Source organism: Sphingomonas mesophila (assembly GCF_003499275.1).
GTDB lineage: Bacteria > Pseudomonadota > Alphaproteobacteria > Sphingomonadales > Sphingomonadaceae > Sphingomicrobium > Sphingomicrobium mesophilum.
Window position 1 is genome coordinate 1,433,861 of sequence record NZ_QWDF01000001.1, and the last position, 22,154, is coordinate 1,456,014.

Consider the following 22,154-nt stretch of genomic DNA (forward strand, 5'->3'; position numbering starts at 1 on the left):
TCGGATGGCGGGGCTGAGCAGCATCGAGGAGGCGTGCGTCGTGCGGGCGCTGGCCGCGCAGGACGCGATGCTGGCGCGCACGCTGGAATGGGCGGCGGTCAACTCGGGGTCGCGCAACCTCGCCGGGCTGGAGACGGTCGGGCGGGCGATCGGCGATGCGCTGGCGGCGCTTCCGGGCGAGGTCGAGTGGGTCGCGCCGGCGGCGGTGAGCGCGGTCGATCCGGGCGGGCGGGCCTATGAGCTGGAGCACGGGCGGCATCTGCGGCTGACGGTCCGGCCGGAAGCGCCGGTGCAGCTGCTTCTGACCGGGCACATGGACACGGTGTTCGGGCCCGACCATCCGTTCCAGTCGAGCCGGGAGCGCAAGCCGGGCGTGATCAACGGGCCGGGCACGGCCGACATGAAGGGCGGGATCGCGGTGATGATCGCGGCGCTCGAAGCGCTCGAGGCGGCGGGCGGCGGCCTTGGGTATGAGGTGGTTATCAACAGCGACGAGGAGGTCGGCAGCCTGTCCTCGGCGGCGCTGCTGGCCGACGCGGCGCGGGGCAAGCGCGCGGCGTTGACCTACGAGCCCGCGGCGCTCCCCGACGGGACGCTGGCGGGGGCCCGGCCGGGCAGCGGCAATTTCGATTTCACGGTGCGCGGGCGCTCGGCCCACGCCGGGCGCAACCCGGAGGACGGGCGCAACGCACTGGTCGCGGCGGCCGACCTCGCGCTTCGGCTGAAATCGGCAGTCGGCCCGCGGCTCAGCGTCAATCCGGCGCGGATCGACGGCGGCTCGCCCAACAATGTCGTGCCCGACCTCGCCGTGCTGCGCGTCAACGTGCGCCCGGCGACGAGCGAGGACGAGGCGCGGGCGCGGGTGCTGATCGACAGCAGCGTTGCAATGGTCGCCGCCAACCATGAGGTCGAGATCGACGTGCACGGCCATTTCGCGCGGCCGCCCAAGCCGGTGACCCCCGAGCTCGAAACGCTGTTCGGCATCGTCCGCCAGGCGGGCGCGGACCTCGGCCAGGCGATCGACTGGAAGCCGACCGGCGGCGTGTGCGACGGCAACAATATTGCAGCCTGCGGGGTGCCGGTGATCGACACCATGGGGGTGCGCGGCGGTCTCATCCACTCCGACCAGGAATATCTGATTGTCGAATCGCTCGGCGAGCGCGCGGCGCTCTCGGCGCTGACCATGTTGCGGCTGGGAGCGGGCGCATGACCTGCCGGATCCGCGCCGCCCGGCCGAGCGACCTGCGCGCGCTCTACGGGCTCAGCAAGCTGACCGGCGGCGGCTTCACCAATCTGCCGGCCGACAAGCCGACGCTGGAGAAGAAGCTCGAGCGCGCCACCGCCGGCTTCACGCGCGAGGGCGAAACCCCGGGCGACGACCTCTACGTGTTCGTGCTCGAGAACATCGAGACCAAGGAGATCCGCGGCACCTGCCAAGTGTTCGGCGCGGTCGGCACCGACCGTCCGTTCTATTCCTATCTGATCTCGACTCTGGCGCAGAAGAGCGAGGAATTGGGGCGCCTGTTCCGCAACCAGACGCTCAACCTCACCACCGACCTCGAAGGGTCGAGCGAGGTCGGCGGGCTGTTCCTCCACCCGCACGAGCGCGCCGGCGGGCTCGGCATGCTGCTCGCCCGTTCGCGCTATCTGTTCATCAAGCAGCACCGGCCGCGGTTCGGCGACATCGTCCTGGCCGAGCTCCGCGGGGTGATGGACCAGGGCGGCCATTCGCCGTTCTGGGACGCGATCGGCGGCCGCTTCTTCGGCATGACCTTCCCCGAGGCGGACGAGTTCAATGCCGTCCACGGCACGCAATTCATCGCCGATTTGTTCCCCAAGTCGCCGATCTACGTGTCGATGCTGCCGGAAAGCGCGCAGCTGGTGATCGGCCAGCCGCACCCGACCGGACGCGCCGCGCTGAAGATGCTCGAGAACGAGAATTTCGTGTGGGACGGCTATGTCGACATCTTCGACGGCGGGCCGACCGTCACCGCCCGGACCGACCGCATCAAGACGGTCGCGAGCGCCGAATGGCAGCTGGTCGGCGGCACCTCGAGCGGCGGCGAGACGATGATGCTGGCGGCACACACCGCGCAGGACTTCCTCGCCTGCTACGGCCAGGTCCAGCGTTCGGCCAATGGCGAATTGCTGATCGATGAGACGGCGATGCGCGCGCTCGACATCGGCGCCGGCGACCGCGTGCTGGCGGTGCCGCGGTGAGCATCGTCGAAATCAATTTCGACGGGATCGTCGGGCCGAGCCATAATTATGCCGGCCTCAGCCTCGGCAACCTCGCCTCCGCGCGCAACGCCGGGAGCGTGTCGCGGCCGCGCGCCGCCGCGCTCCAGGGGATCGACAAGATGCGCGCCAATCTGGCGCTCGGGCTGGCGCAGGGCGTGTTCATGCCCCAGCCGAGGCCGGCGCGCGAATGGCTCGAGCGGCTCGGCACCGACCTCCGCGAAGCCGATCCGGCGATCGCCGCCAACGCCATGTCGGCCTCGTCGATGTGGGCAGCCAATGCTGCGACGGTGAGCCCGGCGCCCGACGCCGCCGATCGCCGCTGCCACCTCACCGTCGCCAACCTCTCGACCATGCCGCACCGAAGCCACGAATGGCCGGCGACCCTGGCCCAGCTGCGGCTGGCGTTCGCCCGCGACGCCTTCGCGGTGCATGCGCCGGTGCCGTCGTTCGGCGACGAGGGCGCGGCCAACCACATGCGGCTGGCCGGCGCGCACGGCGAGCCGGGGGTCGAAATCTTCGTCTATGGCGTGAGCGGCGGCCCGTTCCCTGCGCGCCAGCATGTCGAGGCGTCGCGCGCCGTCGCCCGGCTCCACCGGCTCGACCCCGAGCGCACCTTCTTCGCGGCGCAAAGCGAGGAAGCGATTGCCGCCGGCGCCTTCCACAACGACGTCGTCGCGGTCGCCAACGGCCGGGTGCTGTTCGCGCACCAGCAGGCGTTCGCCGACAAGGCGGCGCTGAGCGTATGGTGCGAAGGCCGGATCGACGGCTTCGAGCTGGTCGAGGTGGCGAGCGCCGACGTCCCGCTGGCCGACGCGGTTCGCTCCTACCTGTTCAACTCGCAGCTGGTCACCTTGCCCGGCGGCGAGATGTGCCTGATCGCGCCGTCCGAGTGCGCCGAGACTCCGAGCGTCAAGGCGTGGATCGACGCCCATCTCAAATCGAACGGCGCGATCCGCCGGGTCGAATTCGTCGATGTGCGGCAGTCGATGGCCAACGGTGGCGGACCCGCTTGCCTGCGGCTTCGGGTGCAATGCGAAACGGCGGCGATCGACCCGCGGTTCGTGGTCGACGAGGCGCGGCTGGAGCGGATCGCGGCGGTGATCGCGCGCCACTGGCCCGAAGAGATCGACAGCGCCGACCTGCAGCGGCCGGCGCTCGCGGAAACGGTGATCGCCGCGCGCCGTGCCCTGCTCGCCGAGCTTGGCCTGGAAGAGCTGGAACAGTCGGAAATGTTGACAGCGGCGGGAACGCGTTAACCCATTTTCGGCGGAACTGCGCCACTGGCACGGCGTTTGCTTAACCATAGCTATGCTCAAGCGCGTCGCCAGACTGTTCACCATCAAGACCCGCTTCGAGGCCTATCTGGTCACTTATGCGATTGCCGTCGGGGCGGTCGAACGCGGGCGCCACTATCTCGATCTCTATCCCGGCGCGCTCGGCTGGACCTTCGCCTTGCTGTGCACCGGCGTGGTGTTCCTGGCCGGCGGCAAATTGCTCGATTCGGTGCGCCCGGCGCTTGCCGCCGGGGTCAGTCCGATGACGGCTCCGCAGCCGTGGGCGCGACGGCGGCGGATCAGCGGTAGTCGACCCAGACGACCCCGTCCCTGCGGCGAAGGGTCAACAGCTGCGCCTCGCACAGATTGACGTTGGCGAAGGTGAGGCTCGCCCCGTCGGCGAGCTTGACGCGCAAATCCCAGGCGCAATCCGACGTATCGAAGGTCGCTGAACCGGCCGCGCCCGAGCGCGCCGTGTACGGAATGGCGGACCACTGACCGCCGCCCGAGCGGCGCGCCTCCATTGTCGAAATGTCGCTGCCGGTGGCGTTGACCAGCGCCAGGGTCGACGGCGCGGCCTCGACCGGCGCCGACAAACCGGCCGCGAGGGCCGCCGCAATCAATCCGAAACCCCGTCCCATGGAACTGGAATATAATGGTTTTCACCAGTGCGGAGCAAGCCGCATTGCGGTGGATTAAAAATCGACTTTGTGCCTGTGGAAATTAACCATTGATTAGGGCAAGAGTCGCACACTTCGAGTCGCCAGAAGGGGGGAGCGACCACGATGGAATCGGACCTGCGTTATTACCTGCGCCGTGCCGCCGAAGAGCGGACCGCCGCGCACCGATCCGTCACCGACCAGGCGCGTGAGCGTCACAGTTCGCTCGCCCGCGAGTTCGCCGAACGGGCCCAGGCCTGCACCGCGCCGGCGCTTCAGGCGATGTCCGCCTGAGCACTCGCGATCAGGACGATCAGCAGGGGGCGCCGCGAGGCGCCTTTTTGCTGTGCCTTGTCGGGCCTGAAAGGGTTGCACGGCCCGCCGCATCGCCCTATGTCGCCCGCCTGCCGCACACCGGCACGCGCCCGTAGCTCAGCTGGATAGAGCATCAGACTACGAATCTGAGGGTCGGACGTTCGAATCGTTCCGGGCGCGCCATTTCCCAGACCGTCCAGTGATTGCACGGCTGGCGCACGGCCCCTAGACCGGCGCCATCATGCGTCACCTTTTCCTTCTCGGCTTGATTGCGCTGGGCGGCTGTCAGACCCCCGGTGCGCCCAGCGAGCCGTCGCTTGCGCCGCGCGCGGCCGAGGCGATCGATCCGCGGCTGCCGGTCGAGGCGGCGGTCGATGCGCGGCCCGCCGACCCTGCCCTGGCGGCGCGGATCGCGGCGCTGGTTGGCCAGGCTGACCAGGCGGCGAATGCCTTTGCGGCGGCCGAACCGCGGGTACGCTCCGCGGCCGAGGAGGCGGGACCGCGCGAAAGCGAGAGCTGGATCGCCGCGACGCTGGCGCTCGGCGAGCTCGAGCGGATTCGCGCGCCGTTCACCGCCGCGCTGGCCGAGCTCGATGCGTTGCGCGCGGCGGCGGTGCGCAATCCCGCCGCCTCCGCCGCCGACCTCGCCGCGCTCGCCGAGGCTTCGGAGCGGCTGCGCGGGCTCGACGTCGTGCAGGCCGGAGCGCTCGACTCGATCCGGCTAGCGATCGCCGGCTGAGGCTGGCCATTCGGCCGCGTCCAAGCGGTAGACGATGGTCGGGTTAAGGTCGGCGCCGAAGCGCGGATCCTCATAATCGAGATCGGGCCGGCGGGTCATTCCGAGCCCCTCCATTAGCCGCCAGCTGCCCGCGTTGCCGGGAACGGTCAGCGCGACGACGTGCGGCGCGGCGAAGCGCGTGAAGGCGAGATCGAGCGCGGCGGTCGCCGCCTCGCGGGCATAGCCCTGACCCCAGGCGCTTTCGCGCAGCCGCCAGCCGATTTCGAACTCGCCGGTCAGCGGTCCGGCGCCGGGCGCGTTGACCCGCTTGAGACCACAGAAGCCGAGCAGCTCGCCGTCAGATCGGCGCTCGACGATCCAGAAGGTGTGGCCATAGTCGCGCTGGTAGCCGTCGAGGCGGGCCTTGGCCGCGTCCCAGGTGGCGCGGTCCTGCACCCCGCCAAGCCAGCGCATCACCGCGGGGGTGTTGAGCGCGGCGTAGAAGGCGTCGCTGTCGCCGTCCCGCCACTCGCGCAGGACGAGGCGGTCGGTCGTCGCGACGATGCTAGCCATGGATCAGGCGGGCGGCGAGCGGGGCGTGGTAGGTGAGGATGCCGCGCGCGCCGGCGCGCTTGAAGGCGAGGAGGGTCTCGAGGACGAGGGCGTCGCGGTCGCCGCCGCCGGACTGAGCAATGGCTTCCAACATCGCATATTCGCCGGACACCGCGTAGGCGAAGGTGGGCATGCCTAAGTCTCTGGAAACGCGCCAGATGATGTCGAGATAGGCAAGGCCGGGCTTGACCATCACGAGGTCCGCGCCCTCGGCGATGTCGAGCGCCACTTCGCGCAGCGCCTCGTCGCCGTTGGCGGGATCCATCTGGTAGCCGCGCTTGTCGCCCTTCAGCCGCCCGCCCGAGCCGACCGCGTCGCGGAACGGGCCGTAGAAGGCCGAGGCATATTTGGCGGCATAGGCCATGATCGCGACGTCCTGATGCCCTTCGCGCTCGAGCCCGGCGCGGATCGCGGCGACGCGGCCGTCCATCATGTCCGACGGGGCGATGATGTCGGCCCCGGCGGCGGCCTGGACCAGCGCCTGCTCGACGAGGATCGCGCTCGTCTGGTCGTTGAGCACGCGGCCGCGGTCGTCGGTGATCCCGTCATGGCCGTCCGCGGTATAGGGGTCGAGCGCGACGTCGGTCATGACGCCGATGTCCGGCACCGAATCCTTGATCGCGCGCACGGCGCGGCAGATCAGATTGTCGGGGTTGAGCGCTTCTTTCGCATCGGCGGTGCGCAGGCCGGACGGCGTGTTGGGGAATAGCGCGAGGCACGGAATGCCGAGATCGCGCGCCTCGCGGGCCAGCGCGGGCAGGCGCTCGACGCTGTGGCGCGACACGCCGGGGAGCGTTGCGATCGGCTGCTCCTCCCCATCCCCATCGCAGACGAACAGCGGCCAGATGAGGTCGCTCGGGTGGAGCCGGTTCTCGGCGAGCATCGCGCGCATCCAGCCCGAGGCGCGGCCGCGGCGCATGCGCAAGGCGGGGAAGGTGGCGTTTGTCATGGCCTGCCCCCATATCCGCTGGGGTCGAGCGAAGTCGAGACGCGTCCCTCGACTTCGCTCGGGACGAACGGCAAGAGGATGCGCGACCGACGATGACCAAGCCCCTTCCCAAGCAAGCGATCCTGGTGGTCAATGCGATGAGCCGGCGGGGCGCCGAGGCGTTCGAGCCGGCGCGGGAGAAATTGCGCGCGGCCGGGGTCGAGCTGATCGACGCGATCGCGGTCGACCAGCCCGACCAGATGGACAAGGTGGTCAAGGACGCCATTGCCCGCGCGCCGATGGTCATCGTCGGCGGCGGCGACGGATCGCTGTCGTCGAGCGTCGACTTCTTCGTCGGCAAGGACACGGTGTTCGCGATCCTTCCGCTGGGCACCGCCAACAGTTTCGCCAAGACGCTCGGCATGGCGATCGACCTCGACGCGGCGGTCGAGGTGATCGCCAACGGCCGGCGCAAGAGGATCGACCTCGGCAAGATCGACGGCGACTATTTCGTCAATGCCGCAGCGCTCGGGCTGAGCCCGCTGATCGCCGACACGGTGCCGCACAATCTCAAGAAATATCTCGGCATGGTCGGCTATCTGCTGTGGGCGGTGCGGGTGGCGTTCAAGTTCCGCCCGTTCAAGCTGCGGCTGACGCTCGACGACGGGACGATGGTCAAGACCTGGGCGACCGAAGCGCGGATCGCCAACGGCACCCACCACGGCGGGGTCGAGCTGGTCGAGGATCAGCAGCTCGACAGCGGCGACATCGTCATCCAGGCGGTGACCGGCAAGAGCATCTGGCACCTGGCGTGGAGCTGGTTCACGACCCTGTTCAAGCTGCGGCAGAGGAAGCTGACGACGACCGAATGGCGCGGACAGCGGATCGGTCTCGAGGCGCGGCCGCGGCAGAAGATCTCGATCGACGGCGAGATTGCTGCGCGGACGCCGGTGATGGTCGAGGTGGCGGACGCGTGTCTGGAGGTGGCGGCGCCGGTGGAGACGCGGGCGACCTAGTTCGTCATTGCGAGCGCGGCGAAGCAATCCAGACCTCACGCCGCTGGATTGCTTCGTCGCTGACGCTCCTCGCAATGACGATTGTTCGTCGTTGCGAGCGCAGCGAAGCAATCCAGACTTCGCGCCGCTGGATTGCCGCGGCGCTACCCGCCTCGCCATGACCGGAATTCGTCATTGCGAGCGAAGCGAAGCAATCCAGACCTCACGACGCTGGATTGCTTCGTCGCTGACGCTCCTCGCAACGACGGTCAGGGACTGGCGATGCCTTCGAACAGATCGCGCCAATCGGGGTTCATTGCTTCGATTAGCGCCAGCTTTTGCCGCCGCGAGCCGCCCTTGATTTGCTTTTCGCGAATGATCGCGGCTTCCATCGTGCCGGCCTGTTCGTACCACACCAGCAGCTTGCATCCGTACTGCTTGGTGAAGCCGGGGGCGACGCCTTCGCGGTGCTGCCAGGCGCGTTGCACCAGGTTCGAGGTCACCCCGGTGTAGAGCGTGCCGTTGCGCTGGCTGGCCATGATGTAGACGGCGGGATGCTTCATCACGGGGCTTTAGTCGCGACCGATCGAGGGTGGTGCGAGGCCGCCGCTGGATTGCTTCGCTTCGCTCGCAAAGACGGTTAGCCTAGCCTCGCCAGCGCCGCCGTCAGCCGCTCCGCTTCTTCGGCTCGGGCCTGGTGGTCGGTTCGGGCTTTTTCGACGGCTTCGGGCTTGGCGCGTTCGGTGAAGCTTGGGTTGGCGAGGCGGGCGGCGAGTTGGTCGCGGTCCTTGGCGGCGGCTTCGACCGCTTTCGACAGGCGCGCGCGTTCGGAGTCGAGGTCGATCGCGCCTTCGAGCGGGAAGGCGAGCGTCACTCCGGAGGCGACGATCTGGACCGAGGACGGCGGCACGTCGGCGGCCGCGACCGGACCGTCGAGTTTGGCCATTCGGGCAAGCGTCGCGCGGTTGTCGGCGAGGCGGGCGAGCATCGCCGGGTCGCCGCCGATGACGTGCGGGGTCAGCGCTGCGGTCCACGGGATGTTGAGCTCGGCGCGGACGGCGCGGACGGCGTCGATGATCTCGACCAGGCCGCCGATCTCGGCCTTGGCGGCGGGGTCGACGGTCGCTTCGGGCTCGGGCCATCTGGCGACGATCAGGTCGTAGGGGCGATCGCCGGCCGCGTGCCACAATTCCTCGGTGACGAACGGCATGAACGGGTGGAGCATGACGAGGATCTGGTCGAACGCCCAGGCGGCTACGGCGCGGGTTTCGTCATCCCACGCGCCCTTCACCAGCTCGACGTACCAGTCGCAGAAGGTGCCCCAGGTGAAGTGGTAGATGGCGTCGGCCATGCCGTCGAAGCGCAGTTCGTCGAACGCCTTGTTGAGCTTGGCGAGCGTCTCGACGACTTCGCCAATGATCCAGCGGTTGACCGGGAGTTTGGCTTCGGGCGCCCGGATCGAGCTGCTCGCGCCGACGCCGTTGCCCTTGAGGAAGCGGGCGGCGTTCCACAATTTGGTGGCGAAGTTGCGATAGCCCTCGACCCGCTTTTCATCGAGCTTGATGTCGCGGCCCTGGCTTTCCATCGCCGCCATGAAGAAGCGCAGCGCGTCGGCGCCGTAGCGGTCGATGAGGCCCAGCGGGTCGACGACATTGCCCTTGGACTTGGACATTTTCTGGCCGTTGGCGTCGCGCACCAGGCCGTGGAGGTAGAGCGTGTGCCACGGCTTTTCCCCCATGAACTCGAAGCCCTGCATCGCCATTCGGGCGTCCCAGAAGAAGATGATGTCGAAGCCGGAAATGAGGACGTCGTTGGGGTAGTGGCGGGCGAGGTCGTTCCTCCCCTCCCGATCAGCGTCGACCCCTCCACCATCCTTCGGATGGTCCCCCTCCCCGTTCCGGGGAGGATTTTGGGCGTCCGGCCACCCCAGCGTGGCGAAGGGCCAGAGGGCGGAGCTGAACCAGGTGTCGAGAACGTCCTCGTCCTGGCGCAGGGTGACGCCGTCGCCGGCCTGCTGTTGCGCAGCCTCAAAGGTTTCGGCGACGAAAACATTGCCTGCATCATCATACCACGCCGGGATGCGGTGGCCCCACCACAGTTGGCGGCTGACGCACCACGGCTGGATGTTCTCGAGCCAGTTGAACCAGGTCTTTTTCCAAGTCTCGGGCACGACCCCGATGTCGCCCGAGCGCACGGCCTCGATCGCCGGCTTGGCCAGCGTCGCGGCATCGACATACCATTGGTCGGTCAGCCACGGCTCGATGATCGCGCCGGAGCGGTCGCCATAGGGGGTGGCGATCTGGCGGTCCTCAACCTTGACCAGTGCGCCTTCGGCTTCGAGCAGCTCGAGCACGCGGGCGCGGGCGTCGAAGCGGTCGAGGCCGACGAGGTCGGCGGGGACCAGGCCGTCGGCGGTCTGGACGATGCGCGCCCTGGCATCGAGCATGTTGAGCATGCTGGCGGGCTTGAAGCCGGCGCGCTTGCCGACCTCGAAATCGTTGAAGTCGTGGCCCGGCGTGATCTTGACCGCGCCGGAGCCGAGTTCGGGATCGGCATGCTCGTCGGCGACCACCGGGATCTGGCGGCCGGTGATCGGATGGCGGAGCATGCGGCCGATCTTGTCACGGTAGCGCGCGTCTTCGGGATGAACCGCGACCGCCATGTCGGCGAGCATGGTTTCGGGCCGCGTGGTGGCGACCTCGATCGCGCCCGACCCGTCGGCATAGGGATAGCGCAGGGTCCAGAACTTGCCGGCGACCTCGCGGGTCTCGACCTCGAGGTCGCTGATCGCGGTCTGGAAATGGGGGTCCCAATTGACCAGGCGCTTGTCGCGATAGAGCAGGCCGCGATTGTAGAGCTCGACGAACACCTTGAGGACGGCGCGGGAGAAGCCCTCGTCCATGGTGAAGCGCTCGTTGGCCCAGTCGCAGCTGGCGCCGAGGCGGCGCAGCTGGCGGGTGATCTGGCCGCCGCTTGTCTCTTTCCACTCCCACACCTTGGCGACGAATTCCTCGCGGGTGAAATCGGTGCGCTGCTGCTGGCGCTCGTTCAATTGCCGCTCGACGACCATCTGGGTGGCGATCCCGGCATGGTCCATGCCGACCACCCACAGGGCGTCCTTGCCGTCCATCCGGGCGCGGCGGATGAGGATGTCCTGGAGGGTGTTGTCGAGCGCGTGGCCGATGTGGAGGCTGCCGGTGACGTTCGGCGGCGGCATGACGATGGTGTAGGGCACGGCGTCCGGGCGGTCGGGGCGGAACAGGCCACGCTCCTCCCAATGGCGGTACCAGCGTGCCTCGATCGGGCCCGGCTCGAAGGTCTTGGCGAGTTCGGTCATGCTGGGGCGCGGTTAGCGAGGTTTCTTCGTCATTGCGAGCGGAGCGAAGCAATCCAGCGTCGGGTCGCTGGACGACGCGGAGTAAATCCGCGCCGTCGGTCCTGTCGCCCTTCCGGGCGCAGGCCGTCCGGGTCGCGCCGTCTCTTCGCGCTGGCTCCGGATCGCTGCGCAATCCGTCACCTGCGCTCGGCGGCTAGACCTTCTTCCCCGTAATCCGGCTGATTTCGCGCTTGACGTGGTCGTCGACGATTCGCGGGAGGTGCTCGTCGAGCCATTGTTTGAGCGCCGGGCGGAGCATGTCGCGGACCATTTCCTCGAGCGGGTTGACGGCCGGCGCGGGCGGGGCGGTGGCGGCGACGGTGGTCAGTTCGGCGAGGCGCGAGGCGGTTTCGCTGGCGGCGCCGTCGTCGAGCAGCGGCGGGCCGAGGTCGATCGGTTCGGGCTCGGGCGGGGCCTGGGGGGCAGACGGCGCGGCGGCCATGCTCTGGTCGAGCTCGAGCACGTCGTCGTCCTCGGCTTCGGGCGCGGGATCGAGCGCCGGGGGGATGGCGGCGCGAAGCTCCTTCTCCTCGGCGATCACCCGCTTGATCGAGGCCAAGATGTCTTCCATCGACGGTTCGCGCGGGGTCTGCATCGGCCCGATATGTCTTATCGTTGCGGCGGAGTCACGCCTGCCGGTTGCTCTTGCGGCTTGACGGTCGAGGTGGCGGCGGGGCCGGTGCGGCGATCCTCCGACCAGTCGCTCCAGCTGCCCGACACGCGGCGGTAGTTGCCGAGCGGGTCGTAGAGCGGGCCGCCCTCGAGCCCGAGATCGTCGGCCTCGGCCTGGCCCATCGCGTTCAATAGCTGGAAGCCGGCGACATATTGGTCGCGCCGGGCGGTGACGAGGGCGACCTGGCTATTGAGGAGCTCCTGCTCGGCGTCGAGCACGTCGAGGATGGTGCGGGTGCCGACGCTGTTCTCGGCGCGGGCGCCTTCGAGGGCGAGCTCGTTGGCGCGCACCGCCTCGAGGTTGGACGCGATGGCGTTGGTCGCGGCCTGATAGGCGGCGAAGGCCGAGCGGGTGGTGGCGACGATCGCGCGCTCGGTGCCGATGCGGCGTTCGAGCACCTCGCCCTCGAGCGCCTGGGCCTGGCGGATGCGGGCGGCGGGAAGCCCGCCTTGGTAAAGCGGGATTCGGCTCTGGACGCCGATGCTGGTGGCGGTTCCGGCGCGGTCCTGGCCGAAGGTCTCGCCGGCGAGGGTGTTGGCATAGTCGCCGGAAAGCGTTCCGCTGACGGTCGGCAGGCGGCTGCCGCGGGCGGTGCGCACGTCGTAGCCGGCGGCCTCGGCCTGGCGGGTGATGGCGATGAGGTCGGGATTGTTGGCGAGCGCGATCCGGACCGCCTCGTCGGCGCTGGCGGGCAGCGGCGGGAGCGGCGGCGGCGGGGCGAGCGGGCCGGGATCCTGGCCGATGATGCGCCGATAATTCTCCTCGCTCGAGGTGAGGCGCGAGCGGGCGGTGGCGAGGTTGGAGCGGGCGAGCGACTGGCGCGCCTCGGACTGGGCGACGTCGGTGCGGGTGAGGTCGCCGATCTGGAAGCGGTCGCGGGTGGCTTCGAGATTGGTGGTGAGGACGCGCACCTGGTTCTGGTTCAGTTCGACGATCGAGCGATCGCGGATGACGTCCATGTAGGCGGCGACCGCCTCGGTGAAGAGATCGCCCTCGACCGCGCGCAGGGTGGCTCGGCCGGCGGCGACGCGGGTGGTCGCGGCGGCGATGTTGTTGCGCACCGTGCCGCCCTGGAAGATCGGATAGGAGAGGTCGACCCCGCCAAGCACGAACGGACCCTTGCTGGTGCCGTTGTCGAACCGGCCCGAGCGGGTGAGATCGCGGGTGATGCCGACGGTCGCGGCGACGGTCGGCCGGGCGGCAGCGCGAGCGATGGCGACCTGGGCGTCGCTCGAGCGCAGCGATTCGCGCTGGGCCATCAGCGTCGGGTTGGAGCGGTAGGTCGCGTTCAAGGCCTCGCGCAGCGTGTCGGCGGAGGCGGTGGAGGCGATCAGCGAAGCGGCGAGGCCGGCAAGGACTAGACGAGGCAAGGTGGCAACTCCGCTAAGCGAGGCGTCAGAAGGTGAAGGCATGGGCCCGCGCGAACCCGGGATGGGCGGGAACCTGGGCGTCGGCCAGCGTGGTGAAGCCGAGCGCGCCGTTGCTCGAGCGGCCGACCGACAGCCGCGCAACGCCATTGTCGATGAGCGCCGCGCCGACCCGTCCGCCCGGCGCGAGCAGCCGCGCGACCCAATCGGGGAAGATTTCGACCGCGCCCTCGACGAGGACGATGTCGAACGCGGCCTTGCCGGCCGGGGCGTCGAGATCGGTGCGCGCGACGGTGAGCCCGATCGCTTCGAGCACCGCGGCGGAATAGGCGCCGCCCGAGCCAACCACGAGCGCGCGCTCGCCGGGTTGGGGATCGAGCGCGGTGAGCAGCAGGCCGAGCTCGGCCGGCGGCATGGTCGGGGCGCCGTCGTCGCCGACCAGCGAGCGGTCGCCATAGGCCAAAGCGCGCATCGCGGCCGGCACATATTGCTCGCGCGGGACCGCCCCCATCGCCGCCAGGACGGCGCCGTTGGTCACGCCCTGGGGGCGCAGCTGGTTCAGCACCATCGCCCTCCGGGCCGCGGAAAAATCGAGATCGCCTGCCAAGCTAATGTCCTTTATCCCCGGCTGTTATATGTCACTAACACAGTGAAGTTCAAGCTTGGTCTTAGTGCCGGGCGCCGAGCGCGCCAAGCGCCGCCCCTGCCCGTCCGTCGAATTTGCAGCCCCGCCCGGCGGTTGACAGTGGGACGGGGGCCTTCCATTTGGCGGCCGCGAGGCCCGATGGCGGAGTGGTTACGCAGAGGACTGCAAATCCTTGCACGCCGGTTCGATTCCGGCTCGGGCCTCCACCTCCCCCGGCGCTGCTGTTCCCCCGATAAGCCCGAAACATCAAGCAATTGCACCGGCCGCGCGGGCTGTTAGGAATGCGAGTCACATTGGGGGGTGTGATGCGTAGATTCTCGTTATTCGCGGCGCTTCTGGTGGGCGCTTCGTCGTCGGCCATGGCGGGCGACCAAATCGGCTTCAAGCCGGCGCCGGCATGGGCCGAGCGGACGCAGATCCCCGAGGCCGGGCCGGCCAAAGACGGACCGGCGATTCGCCCGCTGCTCTACTCGCAACAGGTGCGGGTCGAGCCGGGGAAGACATCCGTCCATTCGAATGTCGCGATGAAGTTCCTCGCTCCCGAGGGCCTCGCCGCCGGGGTCATCACCGTCCAATGGCGACCGGACAAGGACGAGCTCAACGTCCATCGCGCGTCGATCTTGCGCGACGGGAAGGAGATCGACCTCCTGAAAAGCGGGAAGAAGTTCGAACTCCTCCGGCGTGAAACCAACCTCGAGCAGGCAACGCTGGACGGCCAGCTGACGGCGGTGATGCAGCCGGACGACCTGCGGGTCGGCGACACGATCGTGTTGTCGATGACGCTCGAGGCGACCGATCCGGTGATGGGGCGTCACGCCGAATATATCGCGCCGATCGCCAACGACGCGTCCGCCAAACTGCTTCGGCTGAAGGTCGAATGGCCGAGCGATCTGCCGCTTCGCCACCGCTTTTACGAACTGCCCGGACCGGCGGTGGCCGAGAACGCAGGCTGGAAATCGCTCGAGTGGCGGATGAGCGAGCCGGCGGTCTACAGTCCGCCCAACGGCGCGCCGACGCGTTACCACCTCGGCCGCCGCGCCGAATTCACCGCCTTCGCCGGCTGGAACGACCTGTCGGACATGTTCCGACCGCTGTTCGACCGGGCAAGCGTCATTCCCGCCGCCGGACCGCTCCGCAGCGAGGTCGAGAAGATCCGCAGGAGTTCGAACGACCCGCGGACCCAGGCGTCCGCGGCGCTCGCGCTGGTCGAAGACAAGGTGCGCTACGTCAACATCGCGATGGGCCAGGGCAATTATGTGCCCGCCAATGCAGCCGACACGTGGGAGCGGCGCTACGGCGACTGCAAGGCCAAGACGGCGCTGCTGGTCGCGATCCTGCGGGAATTGGGAATTGCCGCCGATCCGGTCCTGGTCTCGTCGACGGCGGGCGACGGACTCGACGAGCGCCTTCCGACGATCACCCAATTCGACCATGTGATCGTTCGGGCCAGGATCGCCGCCAGGGATTATTGGCTGGATGCGACGCGAAGCGGCGATGCCGGCATCGACCTGCTGACGACGCCGGCCTTCGACTGGGGCTTGCCCCTCGTTGCAAACGCACATCTGGTCCGGATCCAGCCCGGGCCGCTGGCCCGTCCGGACACCGACACGACGATTGCGATCGATGCCAGCGCCGGGGGCAGCGCGCCCGCGCCGACCCGGATCGAACGGACGTTTCGCGGCAACATGGCGATCGGATTCAATGCGGTCATGGCGGCGATTCCGGCAAACGCCCGAGACAAGGCGCTCAAGGAATATTGGAAGGAGCGGTTCGGCGACTTCACGGTCGCCAGCGCGAGCGGCGTCTTCGACCGCGACAAGGCCGAGTATCGGCTGATCGCCGAGGGCAGCATGAAGCTCGAGCTGCACGGCGGGCGCTATGAAGTGGACGTGCCGACGCCGGGGTTCGAGCCCGACTTCGAGCGCGAGCCTGGCAAGCATGACAAAGCGCCGTTCGCGGTCCCCCACCCGACGTACACGAGGTCCGTCCAGACCATCGTCGTGCCGGACTCGCTGGCGCTGTACGGCCTCGACGACGACGAGCCGATCGACCGGACCCTGGCCGGCCGACGTTACCGGCGGACCATGAGCAAGACCGGCAATCTGTTCCGCATCGAAAGCACGGCCCAGACCCTCGTCCCGGAAATCCCGCACGCCGAGGCGATGGCGGCCGAGGCCGAGCTGCGCAAGCTCGACGACATGAGCTATTATGTCGCGATTTCCACCCCTTCGAGGAAGGAAGCGCAGGCGATCATCGAGCGGACGTCGTCGAGCCTCGGCGACTTCCTCGTCAAGGGCAGCGCGCTGGTGTTGAGCGGGCGGCTGGACGAAGCGGTCGACGAGTTCGACGGCGCGGTGAAGGCCGATCCCAAGAGCATCGATGCCTATGAAGCGCGCGGGATGGCGAAGCTCCAATTGAAGGACATCGCCGGCGCCCGGGCCGACTTCGAAACGGCGATCAAGCTGGGGTCGAAAACGCCGCTGACCGACATCATCACGGCGACCGAAGCGGCCGCCAAGGGGGATTGGAAGGCGGCGATCGCGGCGACCAGCACAATGCTGGCCAAGCATCCGGACGAAACGCGGTTCCTGATGGCGCGGGCCGACCTGTACCGGCGCAGCGGCGACATCGAGCGGGCGATCGCCGACACGCTCGAAGTCACCCGGATCCTTCCCAACGACGCCGGCGCCCGGCTGCTCAGGATTAACCTCTACAAGCGGCAGCAGAACGAGAAGGCGGTGCTGGCCGAGGCGGACGAACTGCTCAGGCTGAAGCTGAAGGATCCGTTCGGCTATGTCGCGGCCGCCAAGACCTATGCCGCCTACGGCCGGACCGCCCAGGTCGACCGGGCGTTCGAGCTGGCGCTGAATCTGGAGCCCGAGAGCTACGTCTATCTCAACCGCGCCGAGACCCGTCCCAAATCCGATGTCGCCGGCCGCCGGGGCGACATCGAACAGGCGCTGAAGCTGGATTCGGAAGACACGGTCGCGATCGCGATGATGGGCGACCTGCTGGCCGAGCAGAAGGACTATCGCGGCGCGCTCGCGCGCTACGAGGCGTCGCTGAAGGTCGATCCGACCGATCTGGACGTCCGGGTGAAGCGGGGGATCGCGCACACGCAGCTCGGCCAGACGGTGCGCGCGGATGCCGATTTCGCGTTCGTTCGGGCCGAGGGGGAGCAGAGCTCGTCGCGCCTGAACAGCGCCTGCTGGGCCAAGGCGACGGCCGGAGTTGCGCTCGAGTCGGCGCTGATCGATTGCGACCTGGCGTTGAAGCTCGACCCGAAGAGCCCCGCGATCCTCGATAGCCGCGGGCTGGTCCTGCTGCGGCTGGGCCGATTGGACGAGGCGATTGCCGCCTACAGTTCGGCAATCGCGGTGTCGGGCGAGTTCGCGTCGGCGCTGTTCGGCCGTGCCCTGGCGTGGGAGCGCAAGGGCGACACGGCGCGCTCGGCGAGCGATGCGAAGGCTGCGATCGCCATGAGCAACCGGGTGCGCGAGGATTATCGCGCGATGGGCCTGGAGCTCAAGCGCCGCTGACCGGCGTGCGCACTCTTCCGAAGGCGGCCGCGAGCCGCTAGAGCGCGGCCATGCGCCGCCCCTTGCTGCTCGCCGCCGCCCTCGCCCTCAATGCCTGCGATTCCGCCCCGCGCGTTGCGGTGCGCGATGCGGTGGTCGCCGCCGGGCCGGACAGCGCGGCGGTGTATGGCATCGTGGCGAATGACGGCGGGTCGGGCGACCGGCTGGTCGGGATCGAAGTCGACGGACGGGTGCCGATCTCGCTCCACCAGACCAGCAACGACGGCGGCGTGATGCGGATGCGCTCGGTCGCCGCGCTCGACGTTCCGGCGGGCGGGCAGCTGGAGCTGAAAAGCGGGGGCGCGCACGGCATGGCGATGGGCCGGATCGAGGCGCCGGGCGGGCGGCTGCCGCTGACTTTCCGGTTCGAGAAGGCCGGCGCGGTGAAGGTCGACGCCCGGGTCACCGGGCCGGGCGGAATGGAGCATCGGCGATGAACCTGCGGCTGATCCGCAACGTCCTGTGGGGACTGGTGGCGCTGGCCGCGGTCGCCGGAGCGTTCTTGCTGCTGCGCCCGGCGCCGAGCGGCACCGGCGAGGTCGCGCCGATGGAGCTGGGCAAGCCGTTCGTGCTGACCGACCAGGACGGCAAGAGCTTCGACAGCCGGTCGCTGGCGGGCACGCCTTATGTGATGTTCTTCGGCTTCACCCATTGCCCCGACGTCTGCCCCAACACGCTGGCCAGGCTGGCGCGGCTGCGCGGGCAGCTGGGCGACGACGGCAAGGCGCTGCGAATCCTGCTGGTGACGGTGGATCCCGAGCGCGACACGCCGGCCGAGCTCAAGAAATATGTCGGGCTGTTCGACGCTCCGGTGACGGCGCTGACCGGCAGCCCGCAGCAGATCGCGGAGGTGACCCGCTCGTTCGGGATTTACGCCAAGAAAGCGCCGGGCGCGGACGGCAATTACAGCGTCGACCATAGTTCGGCGGTGCTGCTGTTCGACGGCGACGGGCGGTTCGGCGGGACGATCGCGATGGAGGAAGGCGATCCGCCCGCGCTCCAGAAATTGCGCAACATCACCGCGGCCTAGGCGGCCAGCACGCGCTCCAGCAGGCGATCAAGCGCGGCGAGGCTCTCGGGCTCGTCAAAAGTCGGGGCGTGGCCGACGCGCGGCACGGTGACCAGCTCGCAATCTTCGAGGCGGGCGTACATCTTTTGCGCGGTTGCGGCGGTGAGCAGGTCGGACAGTTCGCCGCGCAGGATGGTCACCGCGCGGCCGCCGAGCGCATCGAGATAGCCCCAGCCGTCGAACTGGCCGGGGTCGGCCGGGGCGGTGAAATTGTCGGCGATGCGCATGTCGTAGGCGTAGGTCCAGCCGGCGCGGTCGTCGCCGCGTAGCAGCCGGGCGACGAACCTCTCCCAATCAGAACGATCGAAATCGGGATGGATGGCGGCGTTGCGCGCCGCCAGCGCGTCGACCGCCGCGGCGAAGCTGGGGTAGGTCGCGGGCTTGCCGACATAGGTGGCAATGCGCACCAGTCCGGCGGGGTCGAGCTCGGGCCCGACGTCGTTGAGCAGCGCGCCGGCGATGCGCTCGGAATCGCTCGACGCGAGCAGCATCGTCACCAGCCCGCCGAGCGAGGTGCCGACGAACACCGCGTCGGCGATGCCCAATTGATCAAGCAGCTTCATCAGATCGGCGACATAGGTCGCGGGGCGGTAGTTGGCCGGGAACGGGTCGTTGTCGCTCGCGCCGCGGCCGCGGAAGTCGACCGCGATCACCCGCCACTCGCCGGCGAAGCGCGCCGCGACCGGCTCGAAATCGGCGGCGTTGCGGGTCAGACCGGGCAGGCACAGCACAGGCGGGCGCTCGTGCGGGCCGGCATAGTCGCGGTAGTGGAGCTTGAGGCCGTCGACGCTGGTCCAGTAGCGATCGGCGTACGCGGGAGGCTGGGTCATTCGGCGGCGGGCCTAGCCGAACGCCTGCCGGCACACCAGATAGCGCGGCGATGACCGACTATCGGCCCGACCCGCGCATCCTCGAGCTTGGCGACAGTTTCTATGATGCGGTCGAGCCGGCGCGGTTTCCGGCGGCGATCCCGCGCTTCCTCAACCGACGGGCGGCGGCGGAGGTCGGGCTCGAGCTCGATGGCGCGGAATGGGAGCGGCATTTCCAGCGGTTCGAGCCCCTGCCCGGAAATCTCGAGCGGCCGCTGGCGCTCAGATATCACGGGCACCAGTTCCGCCACTACAATCCCGACATCGGCGACGGCCGAGGCTTTTTGTTCGCGCAGCTGCGCGACGCGCGCGGGCGGCTGCTCGACCTCGGCACCAAGGGCAGCGGGCAAACGCCGTACAGCCGGTTCGGCGACGGCCGGCTGACCCTGAAGGGCGCGGTGCGCGAGGTGCTGGCGAGCGAAATGCTCGAGGCGCTGGGGGTCGAGACGTCGCGGACCTTTGCGCTGTTCGAGACCGGGGAAGCGCTTCAGCGCAATGACGAGCCCTCGCCGACGCGATCGGCGGTGCTGACCCGCCTGAGCCACGGCCATATCCGCATCGGCACCTTCCAGCGCCTGGCATTCTTCAAGGACGCGGACGGGCTGCGCGCGCTGACCCGTTATTGCTTGACGCATCTGTATGGCGAGGCGGGCGACGCGCCGGTGCGGCTGCTCGAACTGGTGTGCGCGCGGACGGCGCGGCTGGCGGCGTCCTACCTCGCCGCCGGGTTCGTCCATGGCGTGCTCAACAGCGACAATATCAACGTCACCGGCGAGAGCTTCGATTACGGCCCGTGGCGGTTCGCGCCGGACTGGGACGAGGAGTTCGTCGCGGCCTATTTCGACCAGGGCGGGCTGTACGCATTCGGCCGCCAGCCCGAGGCGATCCACTGGGACGTGGCGCAACTGGCAGGAGCGCTGTCGCTGATCGCGCCGCCCGACGCGCTCAAGGCCGAGCTCGACCGCTGGCCGGCGTTGTTCCAGGACGCGCTGGTCGCCGCCCTGCTGCGCCGGCTGGGCGTCGGGTCGCGCGGGGAAGCGGAGGACCTGGAGCTGGTCGGGGCGCTGCTGGCGGCGCTGCGGACGCGGGATGTGACGATCGATCGCTTGTTCTTCGACTGGCACGGCGGGCGCGACCCCGGTGGCGCGATTTATGCGGGCAAGCCGTTCCGGGTACTGGCCGACAAGCTGAAGGGGGCGGTCTCTCTCGGCACAGACTCCGAGCTGTGCTCGATGCCTATCGACGAAGTCGAGGCGATCTGGGCGCGGATCGCGGAGGACGACGATTGGTCGGCGTTCGAGGCCAAGGTCGCGGCGATCCGGCGGATGGGTGCCGCCATGACGCCGCCTTGCGCTTCGCCGGGCGAGGCCGCAAAGGACGCCGAGCCGGAGACCCTGTGAGCAGCATGATCATCTCGACCGAGCCGGCGACCGGCGTGGAAATCTGGCGCGGGGCCCCGGGCGACGCCGGGGCCGAAGTCGCCGCGGCGCGCGAGGCGTGGCCGGAATGGGCGGCGCACAGCCTGGCGTTCCGGATCGAGGCGCTGCGCCGCTTCGCCAACGAGGTGCGCAGCCGCGAGCAGGCGTTCGCCGATTTGATCGCGCGCGAGACCGGCAAGCCGTTCTGGGAAGCGCGCACCGAGATCGCCTCGGTCATCGCCAAGGTCGAGATTTCGGCCAACGCCTATCTCGAGCGCACGCCGTCGCGGAAGGTCGAGGCGGCGCTCGGCAGCAAGGTCGCGGTGCGCCACAAGCCGCACGGCGTGCTGGCGGTGCTGGGGCCGTACAATTTCCCGGCGCATTTGCCCAACGGCCACATCGTGCCGGCGCTGATCGCCGGCAATGCGGTGGTGTTCAAGCCGTCGGAGAAGACCCCGGCGACCGGCGCGATGCTGGTCGAATGCCTACACGCGGCGGGGATCCCCGAAGGCGTCGTTCGGCTGCTGATCGGCGGTCCCGCGGAAGGCAAGGCGCTGGCGGCTCAAGAGGGCATCGACGGGCTGCTGTTCACCGGATCGGCGGGCGCCGGAATGGCGCTTCACCGCCAGTTCGCGGAGACGCCGCACAAGATCCTCGCGCTCGAGCTTGGCGGCAACAATCCGATCGTCGCGTGGGACGTCGCCGACCTCGACACGGCGGCGACGATGATCGTCCAGTCGGCCTATCTCTCGGCCGGCCAGCGCTGCACCGCGGCGCGGCGGCTGATCGTCGAGGACGGCGCCGAGGGGCCGCTGGTCGAGGCGATCGTCAAGCTCATCGACCGCATCATCGTCGATCACCCGCACGCCGACCCGCAGCCGTTCATGGGGCCGCTGATCGACGTCGCCGCGGCCGACCATCTTCAGGAACGCTATCTCGATCTGATGATGAAGGGCGCGCGGCCAATCCGCCGGCTCGACCGGCCGTGGGAGGAGCGGCCCTATCTGACTCCGGCGCTGATCGACGTGACCGACGTCAAGGACCGCGCCGACGAGGAATTGTTCGGGCCGGTGCTGCAGATGATCCGGGTCAAGGATTTCGACGCGGCGATCGACGAAGCCAACGCGACGCGATTTGGGCTGGCGGCGAGCCTGATCGGGGGCAGCCCGCAGCTCTACGACAAATATTGGGCCAATGTCCGCGCCGGCGTGATCAATTGGAACAAGCCGACCAACGGGGCACCGTCGAACGCGCCGTTCGGCGGGGTCGGGATGAGCGGCAACCACCGGCCGAGCGCGTTCTACGCGGCCGACTATTGCGCCTATCCGGTGACCTCGAGCGAAAGCGAAGTGGCGCGGGCCGCGATCGCGCAGGGGCTGCGCGACCCGGTTTCCGACCTGACCCCCACCGACTGAC

22 protein-coding genes and 2 tRNA genes are annotated in these 22,154 nt (G+C 69.1%); 14 read left to right on the forward strand and 10 right to left on the reverse strand.

The genetic code is table 11. The annotated features are described in order from the left end of the window. Positions 1–4 precede the first annotated feature (4 nt). From D0Z60_RS07260 to D0Z60_RS12070, 4 genes are read left to right on the forward strand one after another with little or no spacing between them, the layout of a single operon-like run. On the forward strand, positions 5–1,210 hold the full coding sequence (locus D0Z60_RS07260; RefSeq protein ID WP_118857626.1) for a hydrolase: 1,206 nt from the start codon (positions 5–7) through the stop codon (positions 1,208–1,210). Beyond that, positions 1,207–2,220, forward strand: a complete 1,014-nt coding sequence (locus tag D0Z60_RS07265; protein WP_118857627.1) for an arginine N-succinyltransferase — start codon at positions 1,207–1,209, stop codon at positions 2,218–2,220. The genes D0Z60_RS07260 and D0Z60_RS07265 overlap by 4 nt, the downstream gene beginning before the upstream one ends. Then, positions 2,217–3,497 (forward strand): N-succinylarginine dihydrolase, encoded by a 1,281-nt coding sequence (locus tag D0Z60_RS07270; protein ID WP_118857628.1) that lies wholly within the window; start codon positions 2,217–2,219, stop codon positions 3,495–3,497. Before D0Z60_RS07265 ends, D0Z60_RS07270 begins: the two co-directional genes overlap by 4 nt. Positions 3,498–3,549: 52 nt before the next feature. Then, entirely contained in the window at positions 3,550–3,885 is a 336-nt protein-coding gene (locus tag D0Z60_RS12070; protein WP_338056191.1) for a hypothetical protein, read from the forward strand. Here the strand turns inward: D0Z60_RS12070 and D0Z60_RS11700 are convergent. After that, positions 3,815–4,156 carry a hypothetical protein gene (locus D0Z60_RS11700; protein ID WP_162888134.1) on the reverse strand — a complete coding sequence of 114 codons (342 nt, stop codon included), beginning with the start codon at positions 4,154–4,156 and terminating at the stop codon, positions 3,815–3,817. The two genes, D0Z60_RS12070 and D0Z60_RS11700, sit on opposite strands and share 71 nt — an antisense overlap. A gap of 144 nt (positions 4,157–4,300) precedes the next feature. On the opposite strand from D0Z60_RS11700, the gene D0Z60_RS11705 reads away from it, so the two are divergent. The 3 genes from D0Z60_RS11705 (at position 4,301) to D0Z60_RS07285 (ending at position 5,228) form a co-directional block, all read left to right on the forward strand. Beyond that, a complete protein-coding gene (locus D0Z60_RS11705) occupies positions 4,301–4,468 on the forward strand; it encodes a hypothetical protein (protein ID WP_162888135.1) in 168 nt (55 codons plus the stop codon). A gap of 127 nt (positions 4,469–4,595) precedes the next feature. Continuing rightward, positions 4,596–4,672 (forward strand) — tRNA-Arg (locus D0Z60_RS07280). A gap of 58 nt (positions 4,673–4,730) precedes the next feature. Then, positions 4,731–5,228, forward strand: a complete 498-nt coding sequence (locus D0Z60_RS07285; protein WP_118857629.1) for a hypothetical protein — start codon at positions 4,731–4,733, stop codon at positions 5,226–5,228. Here D0Z60_RS07285 and D0Z60_RS07290 read toward each other — a convergent pair. Beyond that, a complete protein-coding gene (locus tag D0Z60_RS07290) occupies positions 5,211–5,780 on the reverse strand; it encodes a GNAT family N-acetyltransferase (RefSeq protein ID WP_118857630.1) in 570 nt (189 codons plus the stop codon). The two genes, D0Z60_RS07285 and D0Z60_RS07290, sit on opposite strands and share 18 nt — an antisense overlap. Further along, positions 5,773–6,768 (reverse strand): porphobilinogen synthase, encoded by a 996-nt coding sequence (gene hemB / locus D0Z60_RS07295; protein WP_118857631.1) that lies wholly within the window; start codon positions 6,766–6,768, stop codon positions 5,773–5,775. Before hemB ends, D0Z60_RS07290 begins: the two co-directional genes overlap by 8 nt. A gap of 92 nt (positions 6,769–6,860) precedes the next feature. Here hemB and D0Z60_RS07300 point away from each other — a divergent pair, with 92 nt between their 5' ends. Continuing rightward, on the forward strand, positions 6,861–7,763 hold the full coding sequence (locus D0Z60_RS07300) for a diacylglycerol kinase family protein (protein ID WP_118857632.1): 903 nt from the start codon (positions 6,861–6,863) through the stop codon (positions 7,761–7,763). Positions 7,764–7,767: 4 nt separating this feature from the next. Here the strand turns inward: D0Z60_RS07300 and D0Z60_RS11710 are convergent, their stop codons facing one another. From D0Z60_RS11710 to D0Z60_RS07325, 6 genes are all read right to left on the reverse strand, one after another. Continuing rightward, positions 7,768–7,938 (reverse strand): hypothetical protein, encoded by a 171-nt coding sequence (locus tag D0Z60_RS11710; RefSeq protein WP_162888136.1) that lies wholly within the window; start codon positions 7,936–7,938, stop codon positions 7,768–7,770. Between the two features lie 73 nt (positions 7,939–8,011). After that, positions 8,012–8,305, reverse strand: coding sequence for a GIY-YIG nuclease family protein (locus tag D0Z60_RS07305; protein WP_118857633.1), 294 nt, complete (start codon positions 8,303–8,305; stop codon positions 8,012–8,014). Between the two features lie 77 nt (positions 8,306–8,382). Further along, the gene (locus D0Z60_RS07310) at positions 8,383–11,079 is read right to left on the reverse strand and encodes a valine--tRNA ligase (RefSeq protein ID WP_118857634.1); all 2,697 of its coding nucleotides are present in this window, start codon (positions 11,077–11,079) and stop codon (positions 8,383–8,385) included. Between the two features lie 193 nt (positions 11,080–11,272). Beyond that, positions 11,273–11,713, reverse strand: a complete 441-nt coding sequence (locus D0Z60_RS07315; RefSeq protein ID WP_118857635.1) for a DUF2497 domain-containing protein — start codon at positions 11,711–11,713, stop codon at positions 11,273–11,275. A 14-nt stretch (positions 11,714–11,727) separates the two neighbouring features. Continuing rightward, entirely contained in the window at positions 11,728–13,161 is a 1,434-nt protein-coding gene (locus D0Z60_RS07320) for a TolC family outer membrane protein (protein ID WP_240325577.1), read from the reverse strand. Positions 13,162–13,186: 25 nt separating this feature from the next. After that, positions 13,187–13,765, reverse strand: coding sequence for a protein-L-isoaspartate O-methyltransferase family protein (locus tag D0Z60_RS07325; RefSeq protein ID WP_162888137.1), 579 nt, complete (start codon positions 13,763–13,765; stop codon positions 13,187–13,189). Positions 13,766–13,936: 171 nt separating this feature from the next. Here D0Z60_RS07325 and D0Z60_RS07330 point away from each other — a divergent pair. The 4 genes from D0Z60_RS07330 to D0Z60_RS07345 all read left to right on the forward strand — a co-directional run bounded on the left by D0Z60_RS07330 (position 13,937) and on the right by D0Z60_RS07345 (position 18,412). Further along, positions 13,937–14,010: transfer RNA gene (locus D0Z60_RS07330), tRNA-Cys, on the forward strand. Positions 14,011–14,163: 153 nt separating this feature from the next. After that, entirely contained in the window at positions 14,164–17,343 is a 3,180-nt protein-coding gene (locus tag D0Z60_RS07335; RefSeq protein ID WP_162888138.1) for a DUF3857 domain-containing protein, read from the forward strand. Between the two features lie 50 nt (positions 17,344–17,393). Further along, positions 17,394–17,819, forward strand: coding sequence for a copper chaperone PCu(A)C (locus tag D0Z60_RS07340; protein ID WP_118857639.1), 426 nt, complete (start codon positions 17,394–17,396; stop codon positions 17,817–17,819). Beyond that, on the forward strand, positions 17,816–18,412 hold the full coding sequence (locus tag D0Z60_RS07345) for an SCO family protein (RefSeq protein WP_118857640.1): 597 nt from the start codon (positions 17,816–17,818) through the stop codon (positions 18,410–18,412). Before D0Z60_RS07340 ends, D0Z60_RS07345 begins: the two co-directional genes overlap by 4 nt. On the opposite strand, the gene D0Z60_RS07350 is transcribed toward D0Z60_RS07345, so the two are convergent. Continuing rightward, positions 18,409–19,281 carry an alpha/beta fold hydrolase gene (locus D0Z60_RS07350; RefSeq protein WP_118857641.1) on the reverse strand — a complete coding sequence of 291 codons (873 nt, stop codon included), beginning with the start codon at positions 19,279–19,281 and terminating at the stop codon, positions 18,409–18,411. The genes D0Z60_RS07345 and D0Z60_RS07350 overlap by 4 nt on opposite strands. Before the next feature lie 50 nt (positions 19,282–19,331). On the opposite strand from D0Z60_RS07350, the gene D0Z60_RS07355 reads away from it, so the two are divergent. Next, on the forward strand, positions 19,332–20,720 hold the full coding sequence (locus D0Z60_RS07355) for a protein adenylyltransferase SelO family protein (protein WP_118857642.1): 1,389 nt from the start codon (positions 19,332–19,334) through the stop codon (positions 20,718–20,720). Further along, a complete protein-coding gene (gene astD / locus D0Z60_RS07360) occupies positions 20,717–22,153 on the forward strand; it encodes a succinylglutamate-semialdehyde dehydrogenase (RefSeq protein ID WP_118857643.1) in 1,437 nt (478 codons plus the stop codon). The genes D0Z60_RS07355 and astD overlap by 4 nt, the downstream gene beginning before the upstream one ends. Position 22,154: the final 1 nt, after the last annotated feature.